At 39.8% G+C, this 17,666-nt stretch carries 22 protein-coding genes; 5 read left to right on the plus strand and 17 right to left on the minus strand.

Annotated elements, in window-relative coordinates; genetic code table 11:
• Positions 1-16: 16 nt before the first annotated feature.
• The 12 genes from tsaE to rpsJ form a co-directional block, all read right to left on the minus strand.
• A complete protein-coding gene (tsaE, locus tag PARC_RS16065; protein WP_007586392.1) occupies positions 17-484 on the minus strand; it encodes a tRNA (adenosine(37)-N6)-threonylcarbamoyltransferase complex ATPase subunit type 1 TsaE in 468 nt (155 codons plus the stop codon).
• A 488-nt stretch (positions 485-972) separates the two neighbouring features.
• Complete coding sequence (gene rpsQ / locus PARC_RS16070; protein ID WP_002957888.1) at positions 973-1,230, minus strand: 30S ribosomal protein S17; 258 nt, start codon at positions 1,228-1,230, stop codon at positions 973-975.
• A complete protein-coding gene (gene rpmC, locus PARC_RS16075; protein ID WP_002957889.1) occupies positions 1,230-1,421 on the minus strand; it encodes a 50S ribosomal protein L29 in 192 nt (63 codons plus the stop codon). Before rpmC ends, rpsQ begins: the two co-directional genes overlap by 1 nt.
• Entirely contained in the window at positions 1,421-1,834 is a 414-nt protein-coding gene (gene rplP / locus PARC_RS16080; protein ID WP_002957890.1) for a 50S ribosomal protein L16, read from the minus strand. The genes rpmC and rplP overlap by 1 nt, the downstream gene beginning before the upstream one ends.
• A gap of 12 nt (positions 1,835-1,846) precedes the next feature.
• Complete coding sequence (gene rpsC / locus PARC_RS16085; protein WP_002957891.1) at positions 1,847-2,548, minus strand: 30S ribosomal protein S3; 702 nt, start codon at positions 2,546-2,548, stop codon at positions 1,847-1,849.
• Between the two features lie 11 nt (positions 2,549-2,559).
• Positions 2,560-2,892: a 50S ribosomal protein L22 gene (gene rplV / locus PARC_RS16090; RefSeq protein ID WP_002957892.1), complete on the minus strand. Its 333-nt coding sequence runs from the start codon at positions 2,890-2,892 to the stop codon at positions 2,560-2,562.
• Between the two features lie 13 nt (positions 2,893-2,905).
• Positions 2,906-3,184, minus strand: coding sequence for a 30S ribosomal protein S19 (gene rpsS / locus PARC_RS16095; protein WP_004588689.1), 279 nt, complete (start codon positions 3,182-3,184; stop codon positions 2,906-2,908).
• A gap of 15 nt (positions 3,185-3,199) precedes the next feature.
• Entirely contained in the window at positions 3,200-4,024 is an 825-nt protein-coding gene (gene rplB, locus PARC_RS16100; protein WP_002957895.1) for a 50S ribosomal protein L2, read from the minus strand.
• A gap of 15 nt (positions 4,025-4,039) precedes the next feature.
• The gene (rplW, locus tag PARC_RS16105) at positions 4,040-4,342 is read right to left on the minus strand and encodes a 50S ribosomal protein L23 (protein WP_002957896.1); all 303 of its coding nucleotides are present in this window, start codon (positions 4,340-4,342) and stop codon (positions 4,040-4,042) included.
• Positions 4,339-4,944 (minus strand): 50S ribosomal protein L4, encoded by a 606-nt coding sequence (gene rplD, locus PARC_RS16110; RefSeq protein WP_002957897.1) that lies wholly within the window; start codon positions 4,942-4,944, stop codon positions 4,339-4,341. The genes rplW and rplD overlap by 4 nt, the downstream gene beginning before the upstream one ends.
• Before the next feature lie 17 nt (positions 4,945-4,961).
• The gene (gene rplC, locus PARC_RS16115) at positions 4,962-5,597 is read right to left on the minus strand and encodes a 50S ribosomal protein L3 (protein ID WP_002957898.1); all 636 of its coding nucleotides are present in this window, start codon (positions 5,595-5,597) and stop codon (positions 4,962-4,964) included.
• Between the two features lie 27 nt (positions 5,598-5,624).
• Positions 5,625-5,936 (minus strand): 30S ribosomal protein S10, encoded by a 312-nt coding sequence (gene rpsJ, locus PARC_RS16120; RefSeq protein ID WP_002957900.1) that lies wholly within the window; start codon positions 5,934-5,936, stop codon positions 5,625-5,627.
• 417 nt (positions 5,937-6,353) lie between these two features.
• On the opposite strand from rpsJ, the gene plsB reads away from it, so the two are divergent.
• Positions 6,354-8,792: a glycerol-3-phosphate 1-O-acyltransferase PlsB gene (plsB, locus tag PARC_RS16125; protein WP_010554350.1), complete on the plus strand. Its 2,439-nt coding sequence runs from the start codon at positions 6,354-6,356 to the stop codon at positions 8,790-8,792.
• A gap of 21 nt (positions 8,793-8,813) precedes the next feature.
• Here the strand turns inward: plsB and tesB are convergent, their stop codons facing one another.
• Positions 8,814-9,671 (minus strand): acyl-CoA thioesterase II, encoded by an 858-nt coding sequence (tesB, locus tag PARC_RS16130; RefSeq protein ID WP_002957902.1) that lies wholly within the window; start codon positions 9,669-9,671, stop codon positions 8,814-8,816.
• Between the two features lie 77 nt (positions 9,672-9,748).
• Between tesB and PARC_RS16135 the strand changes: the two genes are divergently transcribed.
• Both PARC_RS16135 and PARC_RS16140 read left to right on the plus strand, forming a co-directional pair.
• Positions 9,749-10,207 carry an EVE domain-containing protein gene (locus PARC_RS16135; RefSeq protein ID WP_010554349.1) on the plus strand — a complete coding sequence of 153 codons (459 nt, stop codon included), beginning with the start codon at positions 9,749-9,751 and terminating at the stop codon, positions 10,205-10,207.
• Between the two features lie 69 nt (positions 10,208-10,276).
• Positions 10,277-11,311, plus strand: a complete 1,035-nt coding sequence (locus tag PARC_RS16140) for a hypothetical protein (RefSeq protein WP_010554348.1) — start codon at positions 10,277-10,279, stop codon at positions 11,309-11,311.
• Positions 11,312-11,347: 36 nt separating this feature from the next.
• On the opposite strand, the gene PARC_RS16145 is transcribed toward PARC_RS16140, so the two are convergent.
• The gene (locus PARC_RS16145) at positions 11,348-11,545 is read right to left on the minus strand and encodes a PLDc N-terminal domain-containing protein (protein ID WP_010554347.1); all 198 of its coding nucleotides are present in this window, start codon (positions 11,543-11,545) and stop codon (positions 11,348-11,350) included.
• On the minus strand, positions 11,545-12,612 hold the full coding sequence (locus PARC_RS16150) for a potassium channel family protein (protein ID WP_010554346.1): 1,068 nt from the start codon (positions 12,610-12,612) through the stop codon (positions 11,545-11,547). Before PARC_RS16150 ends, PARC_RS16145 begins: the two co-directional genes overlap by 1 nt.
• A 169-nt stretch (positions 12,613-12,781) precedes the next feature.
• Here PARC_RS16150 and PARC_RS16155 point away from each other — a divergent pair, with 169 nt between their 5' ends.
• A complete protein-coding gene (locus PARC_RS16155) occupies positions 12,782-14,092 on the plus strand; it encodes a short-chain fatty acid transporter (RefSeq protein WP_010554345.1) in 1,311 nt (436 codons plus the stop codon).
• A gap of 55 nt (positions 14,093-14,147) precedes the next feature.
• Here PARC_RS16155 and PARC_RS16160 read toward each other — a convergent pair whose 3' ends face one another.
• Positions 14,148-15,164 carry a metalloprotease gene (locus tag PARC_RS16160; RefSeq protein ID WP_010554344.1) on the minus strand — a complete coding sequence of 339 codons (1,017 nt, stop codon included), beginning with the start codon at positions 15,162-15,164 and terminating at the stop codon, positions 14,148-14,150.
• 166 nt (positions 15,165-15,330) lie between these two features.
• Here PARC_RS16160 and PARC_RS16165 point away from each other — a divergent pair, with 166 nt between their 5' ends.
• A complete protein-coding gene (locus PARC_RS16165; protein WP_010554343.1) occupies positions 15,331-16,542 on the plus strand; it encodes an EAL domain-containing response regulator in 1,212 nt (403 codons plus the stop codon).
• Positions 16,543-16,574: 32 nt separating this feature from the next.
• Here the strand turns inward: PARC_RS16165 and PARC_RS16170 are convergent, their stop codons facing one another.
• A complete protein-coding gene (locus PARC_RS16170) occupies positions 16,575-17,651 on the minus strand; it encodes a hemolysin family protein (RefSeq protein WP_007587021.1) in 1,077 nt (358 codons plus the stop codon).
• Positions 17,652-17,666 lie beyond the last annotated feature (15 nt).

The following is a 17,666-nucleotide window of genomic DNA, read 5'->3' on the forward strand; positions in this document are numbered from 1 at the left end:
TGCCTTAACTATATTATTATTTGTTATTTAGTTTTTCGACAATTGCTACACCACGCTCACTGGCGCTATTAATAACAATTTTACGTTCGTTACCCATATAGCTTAGAGTAATATCTAAATCAGGCACAGGAATAAATTCACCACCTTTTTCTGGCCACTCAACAACGCAAATTGCATCTGGTGAAAAATAATCGCGTATTCCCATGTATTCAAGCTCTTCAGGGTCACCTAAGCGGTATAAATCAAAATGATAAACATTTGCGCGCTCGAGTTCATAAGGTTCAACAAGTGTATACGTTGGGCTTTTAACTTTGCCTGTATGTCCAAAGCCTTGCACTACACCTCGAGTAAACGTTGTTTTACCAGCGCCTAAATCACCATGTAAATAAATAACCGCACCTTGCTCTATAATATCAGCAACGCAATTACCCATTGCGACCGTGGCTACTTCATCAGTCAAATGAAATTCAAAACTACGCGTCATTACTACCTCAAAAATTCATTCAAAAGCGCATATTTGCTAATCATACCAGAATATTAATTTAAGGCGATAAATTGAGGTTTTAGACATAAAAAAACCAGGTAAGCTGATAATAGAAGTTGTGTATGGATGTCTATTTTCGATACTTTGAAGCTGTATCATTGTAATAAAATAAGGTAAGTGAGTTCTCAGACTAAAAGATAGTAAAAGAAAAGTAACACCACGAATTAGATGACCCCATGTTGGCATTAAATTAACTGAGATATGTAAGTTTATTATCTAACTTCTTCTGATTCAGCAGATGGTTCTGCTAGCAAAAAAGTAACTGGTAAATGAAACTCTCAACTACTCCCCAAGATAACTTTATATTTTCAGATAAAAGACTAATCCAGGTGACCCGCTCACCCTAGTTTACTGTTTACAGGTGCTTTAAATACAAAAAGCCCCAGCTAATGCCGGGGCTTTTTTACAAAACTAACTTAATTAAAAAATTAAGCTTGTTTTGGACTAGAAATAACGTCTACTAAAGTCCAAGATTTATTCTTAGAAATTGGTGCGCATTCACGGATAGTAACTACGTCACCCGCTTTTGCTGTGTTATTTTCGTCATGTACGTGTAACTTAGTCGTACGTTTAATGAATTTCCCATAGATTGGGTGCTTCACATAACGTGCGATAGCGATAGTGAAAGATTTTTCCATCTTGTCGCTGATTACACGGCCTTGAAGAGTACGAATTTTATCGCTCATTATTGACCTGCCTTCTGGTTAATAACTGTTTTTACACGCGCGATATCGCGGCGTACTGTTCTTAGCGTGTGTGTCTGAGCTAACTGACCAGTGCTAGCTTGCATGCGCATATTAAATTGCTCACGAAGTAGTCCTAGAAGTTCAGCATTAAGCTCTTCTACGCTTTTGTCTTTTAGTTCGCTAGCTTTCATCACATTACCGTCCGAGTTACGAAAGTTGTTTTGAATGGCAATTTACGAGCAGCAAGGTCGAATGCTTCACGAGCAAGCTCTTCTGAAACACCTTCCATTTCGTAAAGTACTTTACCAGGCTGAATTTCAGCAACCCAATATTCAACAGAACCTTTACCTTTACCCATACGAACTTCAAGAGGTTTTTCTGTAATCGGTTTGTCAGGGAAGACACGAATCCAGATTTTACCTTGACGTTTCACGTGACGCGTCATAGCACGACGAGCTGCTTCGATTTGACGAGCAGTCATACGGCCACGGCCAGTTGCTTTCAATCCGAAAGTACCGAAGCTTACTTTGTTACCGTTTTGCGCTAAACCGCGGTTGCGGCCTTTGTGCATTTTACGGAATTTTGTACGTTTTGGCTGTAACATTAGTCGCTACCTCTACTTAGCACTTTTCTTGGCTTTCTTTGGTGCGCGTTTAGCTGGCTTCTCTTGCTCTTGTACTAGTGGTAAACCACCAATAACTTCGCCTTTGAAGATCCAAACTTTAACACCAATGATACCATAAGTGGTTAAGGCTTCAGAAGTTGCGTAATCGATATCAGCACGAAGAGTATGTAGAGGTACACGACCTTCACGATACCATTCTGAACGTGCGATTTCAGCGCCGCCAAGACGACCGCTAACTTCAACTTTAATCCCTTTAGAACCGATGCGCATTGCATTTTGTACCGAACGCTTCATAGCGCGACGGAACATAACACGACGTTCTAGTTGAGAGGCAATGCCGTCTGCTACTAGTTGTGCATCTAGTTCTGGTTTACGTACTTCAGAGATATTAATCTGAGCAGGTACACCAGCGATTTTAGTTACCGCTTGACGTAATTTTTCTACGTCTTCGCCTTTTTTACCGATAACAACACCCGGACGAGCCGTATGAATTGTTACACGGATTGATTTTGCTGGACGCTCAATAACGATTTTAGACACAGAAGCCGTTTTCAATTCCTTAGTAAGGAATGTACGAACTTTGTGATCGCCAAAAAGCTGTGCAGAGAAATCTTTTGAACTCGCGTACCAGGTAGAAACCCAAGGTTTAGATATACCTAGGCGAATACCAGTAGGATGAACTTTTTGTCCCATTACTTATACTCCTAGCTATCTGAAACCATAACAGTGATATGGCTTGTACGCTTAAGGATGCGGTCTGCGCGTCCTTTAGCACGAGGCATAATACGTTTCATTGTAGGACCATCGTCCACAAAGATCGTTGTTATACGAAGCTCATCAATGTCAGCACCTTCGTTATGCTCTGCGTTAGCAATAGCAGACTCAAGTACTTTCTTAACTAATACAGCCGCTTTCTTCGGGCTGTACGCCAGGATTTCTAGTGCGCGATCTACAGGTAACCCGCGGATCTGATCTGCAACTAGACGTGCTTTTTGCGCCGAACCAGAGGCGAATTTATGTTTAGCTAATGCTTGCATTTATCTTCCCCTCTTATCGTTTCTTCGCTTTCTTATCCGCAGCATGGCCACGGTAAGTGCGAGTTGGTGCAAATTCACCTAGTTTGTGACCGATCATTTCGTCAGAAACGAAAACTGGTACGTGCTGGCGACCATTATGGACAGCAATGGTCAATCCGATCATGTTAGGTATGATCATTGAACGACGGCTCCAAGTTTTAATTGGCTTTTTCTCACCGCTTTCCAAAGCTTTCTCTACCTTCTTCAGCAAGTGTAGGTCTATAAAAGGACCCTTCTTGAGAGAGCGTGGCATGGCTATTCCTCAATATTACTTAGTACGACGACGTACTATAAATTTATCCGTACGCTTGTTCTTACGCGTCTTCGCACCTTTAGTCGGTTTACCCCATGGAGACACAGGATGACGACCACCAGATGTACGACCTTCACCACCACCGTGTGGGTGATCTACCGGGTTCATGGCAACACCACGAACTGTCGGACGAATACCACGCCAGCGATTTGCACCTGCTTTACCAAGTGAACGAAGCATATGCTCAGCATTGCCTACTTCACCTAGAGTCGCACGACAATCAGATTCAACTTTACGAACTTCGCCTGAACGAAGACGTAATGTTACATACTGACCATCACGAGCAAGGATTTGAACGTATGCACCAGCAGAACGTGCGATTTGAGCACCTTTACCTGGTTTTAATTCTACGTTGTGAACAGTCGAACCTACAGGCATATTACGCATTGGTAATGCATTACCAGGCTTGATTGGTGCATCAACACCAGACTGGATTGCATCGCCAGCTTTTAAGCCTTTAGGTGCGATAATGTAACGACGCTCACCGTCTGCATATAATACAAGAGCGATGTTTGCGCTACGATTTGGATCGTATTCTAAACGTTCAACAGTAGCTGGAATGCCATCTTTAGTACGTTTAAAATCGATTAAACGGTAGTGTTGTTTATGACCACCACCGATATGACGAACCGTAATACGACCATTGTTATTACGACCACCTGATTTAGAGTTTTTCTCTAAAAGTGGTGCGTATGGCTTACCCTTATGTAGATCAGAGTTAACCACTTTAACTAGGTGACGACGGCCCGCAGAAGTAGGCTTACACTTTTGAAGTGCCATAATTCTATCCCCTTATTACTCGGCGCCGCCGACAAAGTCTAGCTCGCTGCCTTCTTTAAGAGTAACGTAAGCTTTCTTCCAGTCGCTACGACGACCGAAACGTGCGCCAGTACGTTTTGTTTTACCCTTAACGTTAAGTGTGCGAACACCAGTTACTTCTACTTCAAAAAGCTTCTCAACTGCTACTTTAATTTCAGCTTTAGTTGCGTCATTTACTACTTTAAAAACAATAGTATTGTTTTCTTCAGCAGCAATTGTGCTTTTTTCAGAGATATGTGGAGCAAGGATCACTTTTAAAAGACGTTCTTCGCGAATCATGCTAGCGCCTCCTCAAGTTGCTTAACAGCAGCGGCTGTAATAAGTACCTTATCGAAAGCAATTAAGCTTACAGGATCGATACCAGCTACATCACGTGTGTCAACCTTATAAAGGTTACGTGCCGATAAGAAAAGATTTTCATCTACTTCTTCAGTCACGATAAGAACATCTTTAAGCTCAAGTTCTTTAAGCTTAGCAACTAGTTCTTTAGTTTTTGGTGCTGCTAGAGCAAAACTTTCAACAACGATTAAACGCTCTTGACGAACTAATTCAGATAAGATGCTTTTAATCGCACCACGGTACATTTTACGGTTTACTTTTTGGCTGTGGTCTTGTGGTTTAGCTGCAAAGCTAACGCCACCTGAACGCCAAATTGGGCTACGGATTGTACCGGCACGTGCACGGCCAGTACCTTTTTGAGCCCATGGTTTTTTACCACCACCGCTTACTTCAGAACGTGTCTTCTGAGCACGAGTACCTTGACGAGCACCTGCTGCGTATGCAACAACTACTTGATGTACTAATGCTTCGTTAAACTCACGTCCAAAAGTAGCTTCAGAAACTTCAAGACCGCCAGAAGCGTCTTTAATTGCTAATTCCATCACTAAATCTCCAGGACTTATGCTTTAACAGCTGGTTTAACGATAACGTCACCGCCAATAGCTCCAGGTACTGCACCCTTAACTAAAAGCAAATTACGCTCAGCGTCAACGCGAACTAGTTCTAAGTTTTGAGTCGTTACACGCTCAGCACCCATATGACCGGCCATTTTCTTACCTTTAAACACCTTACCAGGTGATTGGTTTTGACCGATTGAACCAGGAGCACGGTGAGATAGAGAGTTACCATGTGTAGCGTCTTGCATGCTGAAATTCCAGCGCTTAACACCACCTTGGAAACCTTTACCTTTAGAAGTACCGGTTACGTCAACCTTGTTGATTTCGTTGAATAATTCAACAGTAAGCTCAGCGCCTACTTCAAAATCGCCTTCACCACCGTTAAGGCGGAATTCCCACAGACCGCGACCCGCTTCAACACCAGCTTTAGCGAAATGACCCGCTTTAGCTTTGTTTACACGACTTGCTTTTTTAGTGCCTGCGGTTACTTGAAGCGCGTTATAACCGTCTGTTGCGTCAGATTTGATCTGAGCAATGCGGTTAGGTGTCGCTTCAATAACTGTCACAGGGATAGATACACCATCTTCAGTGAAGATTCGTGTCATACCCACTTTACGACCGACTAGACCTAATGCCATTTTCCTAAAACCTCTCTAATCTTTCGATTAACCCAGGCTGATTTGAACATCAACACCAGCAGCAAGATCTAAACGCATAAGCGCGTCTACAGTCTTGTCAGTTGGTTCTACGATGTCTATCAGACGTTTATGGGTGCGGATCTCGTACTGATCACGCGCATCTTTATTAACGTGCGGTGAAGTTAGTACAGTAAAACGTTCAAAGCGTGTAGGTAGTGGGATTGGACCACGTACTTGTGCGCCAGTGCGTTTCGCAGTTTCCACGATTTCTGCCGTTGATTGGTCAATCAAACGGTGGTCAAAAGCTTTTAGGCGAATACGAATGCGTTGATTTGACATTCTTAACCTCAATATAAAGAGCATATAAAAGAGCATAAAAAAACGACCGAAACAATCTTAAAACTTAAGATGTCGGCTGTTTGATTATATCTACGTTGAGTTCCAAATCGGAACTCCTGTTTATTAGCTTGAAATCCAAGCTTAATTTATCCTTTCTAGTTCCCAGAGGAATTTTGAAAGCCTGCGTATTATAGAGGTATTGGTGATAAATGCAACAACTATTTAGAAACAATACAATGCCTATAAATTTGATTAAATAAGCACCCATACATGCTTACTAGCTATACTTGAACTAATACCTCTACTGTTAGTCAATAAACAAGTTAACACCTTAATTACGCAAACTAAGGGATTTTTAGATATTATGGTATCCTACTGCGCTAATTTTGCCCTTAATACTCTCAATATGGTGAGTCGATGCGTATTTTTAATTATTGTTTAAATGTTATGTCTGCTGGATTTAGCCGCTTATTTGTAAAAAGCAAAGTGCTGCCAGAAAATCCGATTAAACAGTATGATCTAAACCCTGAGTACCCTACATTTTATATAGTGCGTTTAAATTCACGATTTGATTTAGCGGCTCTCGCACATGCGTGTAAAAAAAATGGTCTACCTAGCCCAACCGAAGAGCAAGTATTAGGTAACCAAGATTTAGACCGTTTTATTGGTATTAAAAATCCACCGCCACTGTTTGGTGATGAAGCTAAGCCAACCAATGCTTTAGCTCAAGGTAAACAAATTATTGAATACCTAATACAAAGTGGGCAGCAAAACGTACAAGTGGTTCCGGTTACTATTTTATGGGGTCGCGACCCGGGTAAAGAAAAGCCGGGGCTACGCACTTTAATTACGCACTCTCTAACTCCTAGCTGGTTTAGAAAGTTTTTTGTGGTGTTGTTTTCAGGACGCGACAACTTTATTCGCTTTAGCCAACCACTCGACTTATCGCTTTTAGTCAATGAAAAAGCCGATGTAAGCGAGTTACCACATAAATTATTACGTGTAGCACGTGTTCACTTTAAGCGCCAAAAGCTAGCTGCTACAGGCCCTAAAATGCCCTCTCGTGAACAATTATTTAATTCATTATTAGCGTCACCTACAATAAAAAAATCAATTCAAGATGAAGCTAAAGCTAAAAACATTAGCCAAACAGAAGCCCGCCAAAATGCACTTAAGCTACTTGATGAGATAGCCGCTAATTACTCTGAAGCAATGATACGTGTGGCCGAGCGATTTTTAACTTGGTTGTGGAATAAGCTCTATAACGGTATTGATATTAAACACGCAGAACAAATTCATGAACTAACAGATAAAGGCCATGAAATAATCTATATGCCTTGTCATCGCAGTCATATGGATTACTTACTGCTTACTTACTCTATTTATCATTTAGGCTTAGTTCCACCACATATAGCTGCAGGTATAAATCTTAACTTTTTCCCTGCCGGTGGCATATTTAGACGCTCTGGGGCATTCTTTATTCGTCGCTCGTTTGCAGGCAATAAACTTTATTCTGCCATATTCAAAGAGTATTTAAGCCAACTGTTTATTAAAGGTTACTCTGTTAAGTTTTACACGGAAGGCGGTCGAAGCCGAACTGGGCGCTTACTTCCACCTAAAACAGGTATGCTATCTATGACATTACAAGCAATGCTGCGCGGAATAGACAGACCAATATCTATCGTTCCTGTGTACATTGGCTACGAGCACGTAATGGAAATTAACACCTACCTTAAAGAGCTAGATGGAAAAGATAAAAAAGGCGAATCTATATTTGGTATTTTTAAGGCAATCAAAAACCTTAAAAACTACGGTCGTGGTAATTTAAACTTTGGTGATCCAATCTCGATTAACCAATACTTAAACGATAACCAACCTGATTGGCGTGATTCAATACACCCTACCGATGTACAAAAGCCACAATGGTTAGCGCCACAAGTAACTAAACTTGCCGACCAAGTAATGGTTAAAATTAATAATGCGGCGGCGCTTAATGCGGTTAACTTACTAGCGATGATATTGCTGGTTAACGATAAACAAGCATTGAGTAAACCAAAGCTATTAGCACAACTTGATTTTTATCTGCGCTTACAGCGCGATGCAAGCTATAGCGATAAAGTAACCGCGCCAGACGAAACACCAGAGCAATTAATAACGCATGCATTAAAGCTGAATAAGTTTGAAGTTATCAGTGATGAATTTGGCGAAATTATTACTATTAGCGATAAAGAAAAAGTACTGTTTAATTACTACCGAAACAATATTTTGCACTTATTTGCAGTACCAAGCTTAATTGCACTACATCTATTTAAACAACACAGCACAACTATTGAGCAATGCCAGCAACTTGTAAAAACGTTTTATCCGTTATTTGCTAAAGAATGGTATTTACAGCCTCTTGATGAAAACTACATAACGCGTATTTTAGCTAACTTTGCTGATCAAAATTTAATTGAGTTTGATGGCGATAACATTCATATAACGAACAGTAATGACTGCTTAGCTAAGCTAGAAATGCTTGGACGAGCACTTAGTTTTACTCTACAACGTTACGCTATTGTGATTGGTTTTATTCAAACAAGTGATGGCATTGAAAAAGCAGAATTAGAACGAGAGAGCCAAGTGCTTGCACAGCGTTTAGGCACACTGCATGGTATTAAAACACCTGAATTTTTTGATAAAAAAGTACTTGTTAGTTTTATCGAGAACTTACGTGGCGAGTCGTTAATAACAGAGGGTGATAAAGGCTTAGTAGGCAGTACACAACTTTGCGAAACCTACGCACACCTTAAAACATTACTGCCAGCACGCGTCTGGCAGTCAATCAGCGATATAGTACAAGATCAGTGTAACTAGCACTATATCTATAAAAGGGGGTTAGCGCTGACGCATAACCCCTTCTTGCATTGTTGAGGCAACCAAGTTGCCTTGGCGATCAAAAAACTGCCCGCGTACCAAACCACACCCATTACTCGCACTTGGACTATCAATTGAATACAAAATCCAATCATCCATTCTAAATGGGCGATGAAACCACATTGCATGATCTATAGTAGCTACTTGCATATTTGGCTGCATAAACGATACACCATGAGGCTGCAATGCTGTTGGTAAAAACTCAAAATCAGAGGCGTATGCTAATAAGTAATTGTGGATGCGCTGATCGTCTGGCATTTCACCATTAGCTTTAAACCAAATATGCTTTACTGGCTCCATAACTTCTGGTTTAAATGGGTTATGAAAAGTAACCGGTCGCATTTCAATTGGCATTTCACGGGTAAACTTATTACGGATGACTTCAGGGATATGCGAAGCGTTATCTTGGTAAAACTCAAGTGATGAACGTAATTCTTCAGGTGCGGGTACATCAGGCATTGTAGCTTGATGCGACAAACCATTTTCTTCACCCTGAAACGACGCTGTCATATAAAAAATTGGCTTACCGTACTGAATCGCTTTTACTCGGCGAGTACTAAAGCTCTTTCCATCGCGAATAGTTTCGACATCATAAACAATCGGTTTAGCTGGATCGCCTGGGCGTAAAAAGTAAGAATGTAATGAATGAACTATACGCCCCTCAGGTAGAGTTTCTTTAGCGGCAGAAAGCGCCTGCCCCATAACTTGACCGCCAAACACAGCACCAAAGCCTAAATCTTGGCTTTGTCCTCGATATAAACCTTGCTCAATTTCTTCAAGTGTTAACAACGACAATAAATCATCTAATACTTGGCTCATTACTTCTTCCTCATTACCCTAGTATCCAAATGATACTATACAATAGTGGGAAGTAAATATTTGTTAGGAATACTGTTATGGCTTACTGGCTATTTAAAACTGAACCCGATGCGTTTTCATTAGATGATTTAAAAAACGCACCAAAACAAACGACTCTTTGGGAAGGCGTGCGTAATTACCAAGCGCGAAACTTCATGCGTGATGGCGTTAAGGTCGGTGATTCAGTGATGATTTACCATTCAAGCTGTAAACACGTAGGTGTAGCGGGTATTGCCGAAGTGACACACGATGCCTACCCAGATCCTACTCAGTTTGATTTAAGTAGCGACTACTACGATGCAAAAGCCACCAGCGACAAACCACGCTGGGTTGTTGTTGAAGTTACTTACCAAAGCCATTTAAAAAAATTAATTAGCCTTAAAGATATTAAAGCCAATAATAATATTACTGAAATCGCACTTAAAAAAGGCGGACGACTATCAATAATGCCTGTTACTAAAAATGACTGGGATGAAATAATCAAAATGGCGCTGTAACGCCTCCTCGGTTTGACCTAATTTCATTGAGTTTGATATGATCTATGCTGACTTATAGCTGGAGGATTAATGAAATTACTGTATTGGTTAGATGAATGGTTAGCTCTCCCGCGCAATGAGCAACAAACTCGATTACCCATGACGGGTAGTGATTTACTCGGCGATGTATTTGTTAAGTATGATTTTGTTGACGTTAATAAGCCCCTGCTTTTTACCTTTTCACCCGCAGGCACTAACGTGCAAGAACAAGATCTCAATCCTGATTTTGCACCATGGGGTTATCACTTAGCTCAAAAACAAAACGTAAACGTAATCGCTTTTCAGCATTTAGGTAAAAGTAATTGGTTTCGTAATCGGAATTTAATCTTTTTTCTCGAGCAATTATCAACATTACTTACGCCGTTTAATTGTCGACTAGGCTATGGCTTAAGCCGTGGCGGATTTGCTGTTGGCGCTTTTGCTAAACTATTAAAGCTAAACCAAGTACTGTTTTTTCACCCGGTAAGTACTAAAAATAAAGAATTAGTACCGTGGGATGACCGCTCTAGTACCGATATAGCTCAGCAGTTTGACTGGCAACAAGATTATCACGATCTAGATTTAGGAGATGCCCAAGGCTATATTATTTACGATCCTACTAATTGTATAGACCGAATGCACGCCAAGCGCTATAAGCAGTTAACTCACTTGCGAGTATTTGGTATGGGACATGGCACACACGCTACATATTTGAATAAGTTTGGGTTTTATAAGCAAGTAGCCGTTGATTTCATTCAACATCAGCAAATTGATATTGCGCAGTTTCGTCTGCAAACCAAAACCTTACGCTTAAAAGAAGATTATTATCAAAGTCTCAATACGGCTAATGCAGACTCCCCCCATCGTTTAGCATTATTGAGTACAGCGCATAAAATTTTAGCTGATGAAAAAGAAGTGTATGTACAAGAGCATCAAGCAAAAATTGATATTCAGCCATTAATAGATGTTGCCCTTAAGCACCAAGATGAGCACCCTAATGATGCTATTCAGCTATTAGAAGTCGCCCAGCAACTTCTACCTGACGACCCTCTAATTGAGCATAAACTCAAACAGTTGGAAGAGTAATTATTCCAACGAGAACTGCTATAAAGGCTAACTACTCTATTTAGCCTTTTTCTTTTTGTGCCCATGCTTGGGCACAATGGTAAAGTACATCATTAAACCTAACAAAGAAAATATAATGATTCCCATTAGCCAGCCGTTCTTTTCATGGCCCTGTGTACGCTTACTGTTGAGTACAATAACGACAGGTAATATGTAAGCACTTAAAACAACAATTAAAAATACAACTTCATTCATTATTTTTCTAGGCTCGACCAGTCTACTTCACTACTTAATACTCGATCTACCGATATATAGTGCAAAATATCGCCTTCACTTACTTTGTAATCAAGCGGTGGGTTTAAATCCATATTTTGCGCACTTAAGTTATGTGCTACACCCAACAGTATTGCATCATGCTCCAGCTTAAAGTGATGAAACAAAGTACCAAACTCCATATTTTTGCAGCCGTTTGGTACTTTCAAGCTAAATTGTGTATCGCCGTGCAAAGTAGATAGCAGCTCCTCTTGCACACGGCTCGAACCAGGGTCTTGCATTGAGCGTACGAGTATCTCAGCTGATTTTGCACTACTACATTCTACATTTTGGCAATGCTCTAACATCATCTCAACTTTGGTTTCATCTAAAAAGTGAGCGCTTATATGGCAATCATCTTTTACTAAGCGACTAATGCGCAGGGCTGTTGTAAATGTTTGGTCATCGTCTTGACCATCAATAATCACCTTATCTGCACTGCGAATAGCTACTCGCTCTAGTTCAGCTAAATTTGTAAAACTCGTTAAACGTGCAAAATCGACGCTTTCGTTAGCTAAAAAAGGATGATCCATTTGCTCTGTTACCGCGAGTAAAATACGACGGTCAGTACGTTTCGTATCTGCCAAAATGTAATCGATCATCTTTTTTGTACGAGTGTCGTGCCAACCAAAAATAATAATATGGTGGTTACTGTGGGCAAAGTTTTTATCACCAGTCATAGCGCGCCTAATTAAGTAAGTAACAGTTTGTCCTGCTTTTCCTAGCAAAACACCAAATAAAGCTAAACCAAATGGAATTTGTATTAATGCAACCACCCAACGACCAAGATCAGTAGTTGGACTAAAGTCACCATATCCCACTGTTGATGTTGTTACTGTGTAATAGTAAAAAAAGGTAGTAAGCGAGGTTAACGCTTTCTCATTCGCTATAAATAGTAAGCTCCATGTTAATAGCATATGAGTCAAAATAGCTAATGCCACTGCTTGCCAACTCAACTGATCTATATGAGCGCGAACAAGTAACGCTAGCCTTTTAAATATCACCGGCATAATACAAAGTCTTCGTTAGTAAATTATCTATAAACAGTACGTTACTGTAAGCGATGCTTTTAAGCAATGTTTAAGCTTTTAACCGCAAATATTAGACTAAATGCTGTTTGCCAATGGTGATTTTTCATGATTAATTAGCGTTAAAATAATAACCAAAACAGTTGTGCTTATGCTTAATAAAATAGCCCGCCCTTTTACTAAAATTGTAGAGCGCTATCTTCCCGACCCTTTTATATTTGTAATTTTACTTACAATAATCACTCTTATTAGTGCGAGCTTATTTACAACCGCAACCAACATTGAAGTATTACAAGCGTGGGGAGGTGGATTTTGGAACTTATTAAGTTTTGCTATGCAAATGCTACTAGTGTTAATTACAGGCTATATGTTGGCAAGTACGCCACCTATAAGTAAGTTATTAGAAAAACTAGCAACATTCGCAAATACAGCACCTAAAGCAATTATATTAGTAACGCTTATTTCGCTTTTAGCGAGCTGGATAAATTGGGGATTTGGCTTAGTTATTGGTGCCCTTTTTGCCAAGGCAATTGCTAAACATACTCGTGTTGATTATCGATTATTAGTAGCCAGCGCTTACTCAGGTTTTGTTGTATGGCATGGCGGATTAGCCGGTTCGATTCCTTTAACTATCGCAACCGATGGTCACTTTTCAGAGGCCAGCATTGGTATTATTAGTACAGAGCACACTTTATTTGCGGGCTTTAATATAGCCATATTAGTTGGTTTATTCATTATTATGCCGCTTGTTAATCGCTATATGCTGCCAAGCGAGCAAGAAAGCGTATATATCGACCCAGCTCTTTTACAAGAGACAACACCTAAGCCCACAACAATAACCAGACCCGCTCAACATTTGGAACAAAGTAAACTACTCGGTATGACAATTGGCTTATTAGGTTTGGCATATTTAGGCTATTACTTTTTTATTACTGGCGGAAACTTAAACCTTAATAGCGTTATTGCCGTATTTTTGTTTTTAGCTATTACGCTGCATCAAACACCCCATAATTTACTTAACAGTCTGCAACAAGCAATCCCAAGCGGGGCTGGCATTGTTATTCAATTTCCTTTTTATGCCGGCATCATGGCGGTAATGGTTGATAGCGGATTAGCACAACAGATATCACGTGGCTTTATTGCCGTTGCAGATGCTGATAGCTTGCCATTTTTTAGTTTTATAAGTGCAGGGCTCGTTAATATGTTTGTTCCCTCTGGCGGTGGCCAATGGGCTGTACAAGCACCCATTGTAATACCCGCAGCGCAAGAGCTAGGTGCCGATATATCTCGCGTTGCAATGGCCGTTGCATGGGGTGATGCGTGGACTAATTTAATTCAACCTTTTTGGGCATTACCCGTATTGGCAATAGCAGGCTTAAAAGCAAAAGATATTATGGGGTTTTGTGTTGTGCAGTTGTTTGTAACTGGGGTTTTTATATCGCTGGTATTGAGCTTTTATTAATTTTAAACGGGCTGTAACAAATATTACAGCCCGCTTTTACCTAGAATGATAAATACTAGCTCGATAAAATAGTCATCGGCAGACTCAATATTGGATTTTCTGAATCGGCAAAGTGCATCATTACAGCTACATGCCCAGCGACTACAACTGCATACATAACCGCTGAAAAGCCTTGGCCATATTTATCTAGTGGCATTAAATGTGAATAATGACGGCCTCGCCATTCAAATACAATTTCCAGCGCACCTACAAACAAAAAGAATACCAATAACATTAAGCCAAATGTGTAGCTCAGCCATAAACCAAAAAATACACCGAGTAAACATACACTTAGGCCAACCCATGAACGCATTGAAAAGCTAATACTTTTTAATACATGCCCGCCATCAAGCGGTAAAATGGGTAGTAGGTTAAATAAGTTAAGTAGTGCGCTTAATACCGCAACACCTGCAAATATCTCCATCTCGGTGGCGTAATACAAAACCACACCCAACACCGAGGTTATTAAACCAAACGCGGGCCCCATTAGCGATATAACTACATCTTGCCAGCGAGTCGTTATTTTATCGTCACTTACAGCTAGCCCACCAACAAACGGGATTAAATAAATACCTTTGGTTTTTATACCAAAATATTTCATTGCTCGCACATGGCCGTACTCATGTACAACTAAACACCCAATCAGCATTAGTGCAAATTCAATACTAAATAACCACGCATAGCCTGCAACAGAAGCCCCGGCAAGCACTACTTTAATTACCTTAGCACTTTTAAAAAGCTTAAAACCTAATGCAGCCAAACCTAAAAAGCCTTTTTTAGGTGTCGCATTTACCGGCGCTGGTAGCGCTAGTTGTGTCGCAAATTGCTCATCGACAAATAGCGCAATACTTTGATCTTCCACTGCCGCTGTATCAATACCGATTACTTTGTTGTCGTAAGTAAACTGATAGTAATTTTCACGAGGATTATCAAAGGTAATGGCTTGTTGCGCATGAAATACCTGCACAATTTTTTGCCCAGACACCATAAGCGAAAATGGCTGCTCGGCTAAAGTAAGATCTATTCTTATCATAATTAAGACCGTTTAAAACAATGGCGCTAGTATACCTAATCAACTTAAAAACACGAGTAAAGGTGCTCGGTAACTATTTTCAAAATAAAAGCGTTTGATACTGACAAAGTAAAAAAACACTACTACTTTTATAGTAATCATAAACTATACATTGAAAGGGATAACAGTGAACAAAATAGTGCCTAACATTTTAGTTGTTGACGACTCAAAAGCAATTTTGATCGTTATGGAAGCCATACTCAACGAATTGGGTATGTCTAACACTATAACTACGTGCTTGAGTGCAAAAGAAGCTCTTGAAAAAGTAAGAGAGGATATTAACTATTTTGATGCTATTTTTACTGATCTCAATATGCCCGAAATGGACGGCATGGAATTAATCCGTCATTTAGGAGAGTCACATTATCAAGGCGGGATAATTATTGTTTCTGAAATGGATCATAAAGTTATTAGTTTAGCTGCCAGCCTCGCAAAACAACATAATGCTCACCTCATTGGTAATATTTCAAAGCCAGTGCAACTGTCTCAGGTAAGTAGATTACTTACTAAAGTGGCGCAATTAAACAGTCACACTTTATTAAAAGAGTCAGCCATTTCAAAAGATGAGCTTATTAATGCATTAAAAAACGATGAAATAACGCCTTTTTATCAACCAAAAATAAACGCTGATAACAATAAAATTGAAAGTGTTGAAGTATTAGCGCGTATTTTATCAAGTAAAGACGGCAATATTATTTTACCTAACCGTTTTATAAACACAGCCGAAAAACACAACTTAATTAATCAAATTACATTTTCTCTTTTTGAAAAGGCCACCAGCGAATTCAAAAATATGAAATCACAATTAGGTCATGATTTTAAGATGGCATTTAACTTATCGCCAACTCAGCTCGACGATCTAAACTGTCCTAATAAATTACTACTCATTTTAGAACTAAACCAACTCACGCCTAGTAATATAATTATAGAAATAACAGAACAACATGCACTCTCAAGTCTCATGCAATTAGAAACACTAAACAGATTAAGAATGCATGGCTTTGGTATATCGCTAGACGACTTTGGTGTTGGCTTTACTAATATGAACCAGCTTCGAAACCTTCCTTTTACTGAAATTAAAATAGACCGTTCACTCATTAGCCATATAGAAACAGATTTATTTTCTCAAGTGGTTGTAAGTTCGTTATTTAATATTACGAGTAAAGATAATTTAGATTTAGTGGCAGAAGGCGTTGAACGCCCAGAAGAGCTCAATTATTTAAGGCACTATAGAAGAAACCTAGCCATACAAGGTTTTTTATTTAGTCGCCCTAAACCACAAGACGAATTTATATCTTGGGCTAAAGATTGGCTAAAAACTGATGGCAGCCCCGCTTAAAGCGGTACTAATATTTACTCGGGGCCTGTTAGCTAATTATCACCCCGAGTGTGTTTATCTTCTTCACTAACTATATGCGCACTACTTGCTAAACGTTTGTGCCAACGCTGCCTTGCTACTGCGCGCATGTTAGTAGATTGGTCACGCTCATCTACAATCTCTAGCCCCATTAAAGCTTCAATCATATCCTCTAGCGTTACAATACCTTGCACGTCACCGTACTCATCTACAACTAGGCATATATGCGTGCGCTTTGTTAAAAGAGTTTGCAGTAACGACGATACATTTTGAGAACTCGGCACCGTATAAATAGGCTTAATCAATTTGCTAATTTTGTAATCGGTACCTAAACGGTGAAATGCCAGCATAATATCGTTTTTATGCACAAACCCAACAATATCGTCGCTGTCTTTATCAAATACCAATATACGAGAAAATGACGACGAGCCGTGATCGTTTAAATACTGATTTACTGTTAAGTCTTTGTGGATTTTAAAAATTACAGTTCGAGGCGTCATTAAGTCGCATAATTTTGCATGTCTAAAATGCAATAAATTACGAATTATTTCGGACTCATCCTGATGTAATGCACCCGACTCCGTACCTATATCAGCCATTGCCTCTATCTCTTGACGAATATAGTATGCCTCATCGTGCTTTGGCCCCATTAAATTTGTTAGCTTTTGTGCAAACCATACAAAAGGCTTTAGCAATATAACTAAAAACCTCAAAGCGTAAGTAACACTTGGCGTTAGAGCTCGCCAGTAATTAGCCCCCAAGGTTTTAGGAATAATTTCAGAAAGAATTAATACGAGGAATGTCATAATGGCTGATGCAATACCTACAGCCGCATCGGAAAACACGACAGCTGCCTGTGCGCCTACCCCAGCAGCACCCGCAGTATGGGCAACCGTATTTAAAGTTAAAATAGCAGCTAAAGGCTGATCTATATTGTTTTTAAGTTTTTCGAGCTGTTTAGCAAGCTCAGGATGATCTTTCCTAAGTGATGCAACATAGCTGGGCGAAATACTTAATAACACAGCCTCCATCACAGAACATAAAAACGAAATAACAATCGCCACTACCATATAAACTATCAGTAAAGTCACTTTCTCTCCTCTATA

The organism is Pseudoalteromonas arctica A 37-1-2 (genome assembly GCF_000238395.3).
Classification (GTDB): Bacteria; Pseudomonadota; Gammaproteobacteria; order Enterobacterales; family Alteromonadaceae; genus Pseudoalteromonas; species Pseudoalteromonas arctica.

Coding starts and splice junctions, on each gene's coding strand:
- tesB (WP_002957902.1), bottom strand. CDS start 9,671: ATGAGCCAAGTATTAGATGATTTATTGTCGTTGTTAACACTTGAAGAA.
- rplC (WP_002957898.1), bottom strand. CDS start 5,597: ATGGCATTAGGTCTAGTCGGTCGTAAAGTGGGTATGACACGAATCTTC.
- rplW (WP_002957896.1), bottom strand. CDS start 4,342: ATGATTCGCGAAGAACGTCTTTTAAAAGTGATCCTTGCTCCACATATC.
- rpmC (WP_002957889.1), bottom strand. CDS start 1,421: ATGAAAGCTAGCGAACTAAAAGACAAAAGCGTAGAAGAGCTTAATGCT.
- rpsQ (WP_002957888.1), bottom strand. CDS start 1,230: ATGAGCGATAAAATTCGTACTCTTCAAGGCCGTGTAATCAGCGACAAG.
- PARC_RS16145 (WP_010554347.1), bottom strand. CDS start 11,545: ATGAATGAAGTTGTATTTTTAATTGTTGTTTTAAGTGCTTACATATTA.
- rpsS (WP_004588689.1), bottom strand. CDS start 3,184: ATGCCACGCTCTCTCAAGAAGGGTCCTTTTATAGACCTACACTTGCTG.
- rplP (WP_002957890.1), bottom strand. CDS start 1,834: ATGTTACAGCCAAAACGTACAAAATTCCGTAAAATGCACAAAGGCCGC.
- rpsC (WP_002957891.1), bottom strand. CDS start 2,548: ATGGGACAAAAAGTTCATCCTACTGGTATTCGCCTAGGTATATCTAAA.
- rpsJ (WP_002957900.1), bottom strand. CDS start 5,936: ATGTCAAATCAACGCATTCGTATTCGCCTAAAAGCTTTTGACCACCGT.
- PARC_RS16155 (WP_010554345.1), top strand. CDS start 12,782: ATGCTTAATAAAATAGCCCGCCCTTTTACTAAAATTGTAGAGCGCTAT.
- PARC_RS16135 (WP_010554349.1), top strand. CDS start 9,749: ATGGCTTACTGGCTATTTAAAACTGAACCCGATGCGTTTTCATTAGAT.
- plsB (WP_010554350.1), top strand. CDS start 6,354: ATGCGTATTTTTAATTATTGTTTAAATGTTATGTCTGCTGGATTTAGC.
- rplB (WP_002957895.1), bottom strand. CDS start 4,024: ATGGCACTTCAAAAGTGTAAGCCTACTTCTGCGGGCCGTCGTCACCTA.
- tsaE (WP_007586392.1), bottom strand. CDS start 484: ATGACGCGTAGTTTTGAATTTCATTTGACTGATGAAGTAGCCACGGTC.
- rplV (WP_002957892.1), bottom strand. CDS start 2,892: ATGCAAGCATTAGCTAAACATAAATTCGCCTCTGGTTCGGCGCAAAAA.
- PARC_RS16140 (WP_010554348.1), top strand. CDS start 10,277: ATGAAATTACTGTATTGGTTAGATGAATGGTTAGCTCTCCCGCGCAAT.
- PARC_RS16160 (WP_010554344.1), bottom strand. CDS start 15,164: ATGATAAGAATAGATCTTACTTTAGCCGAGCAGCCATTTTCGCTTATG.
- rplD (WP_002957897.1), bottom strand. CDS start 4,944: ATGGAATTAGCAATTAAAGACGCTTCTGGCGGTCTTGAAGTTTCTGAA.
- PARC_RS16150 (WP_010554346.1), bottom strand. CDS start 12,612: ATGCCGGTGATATTTAAAAGGCTAGCGTTACTTGTTCGCGCTCATATA.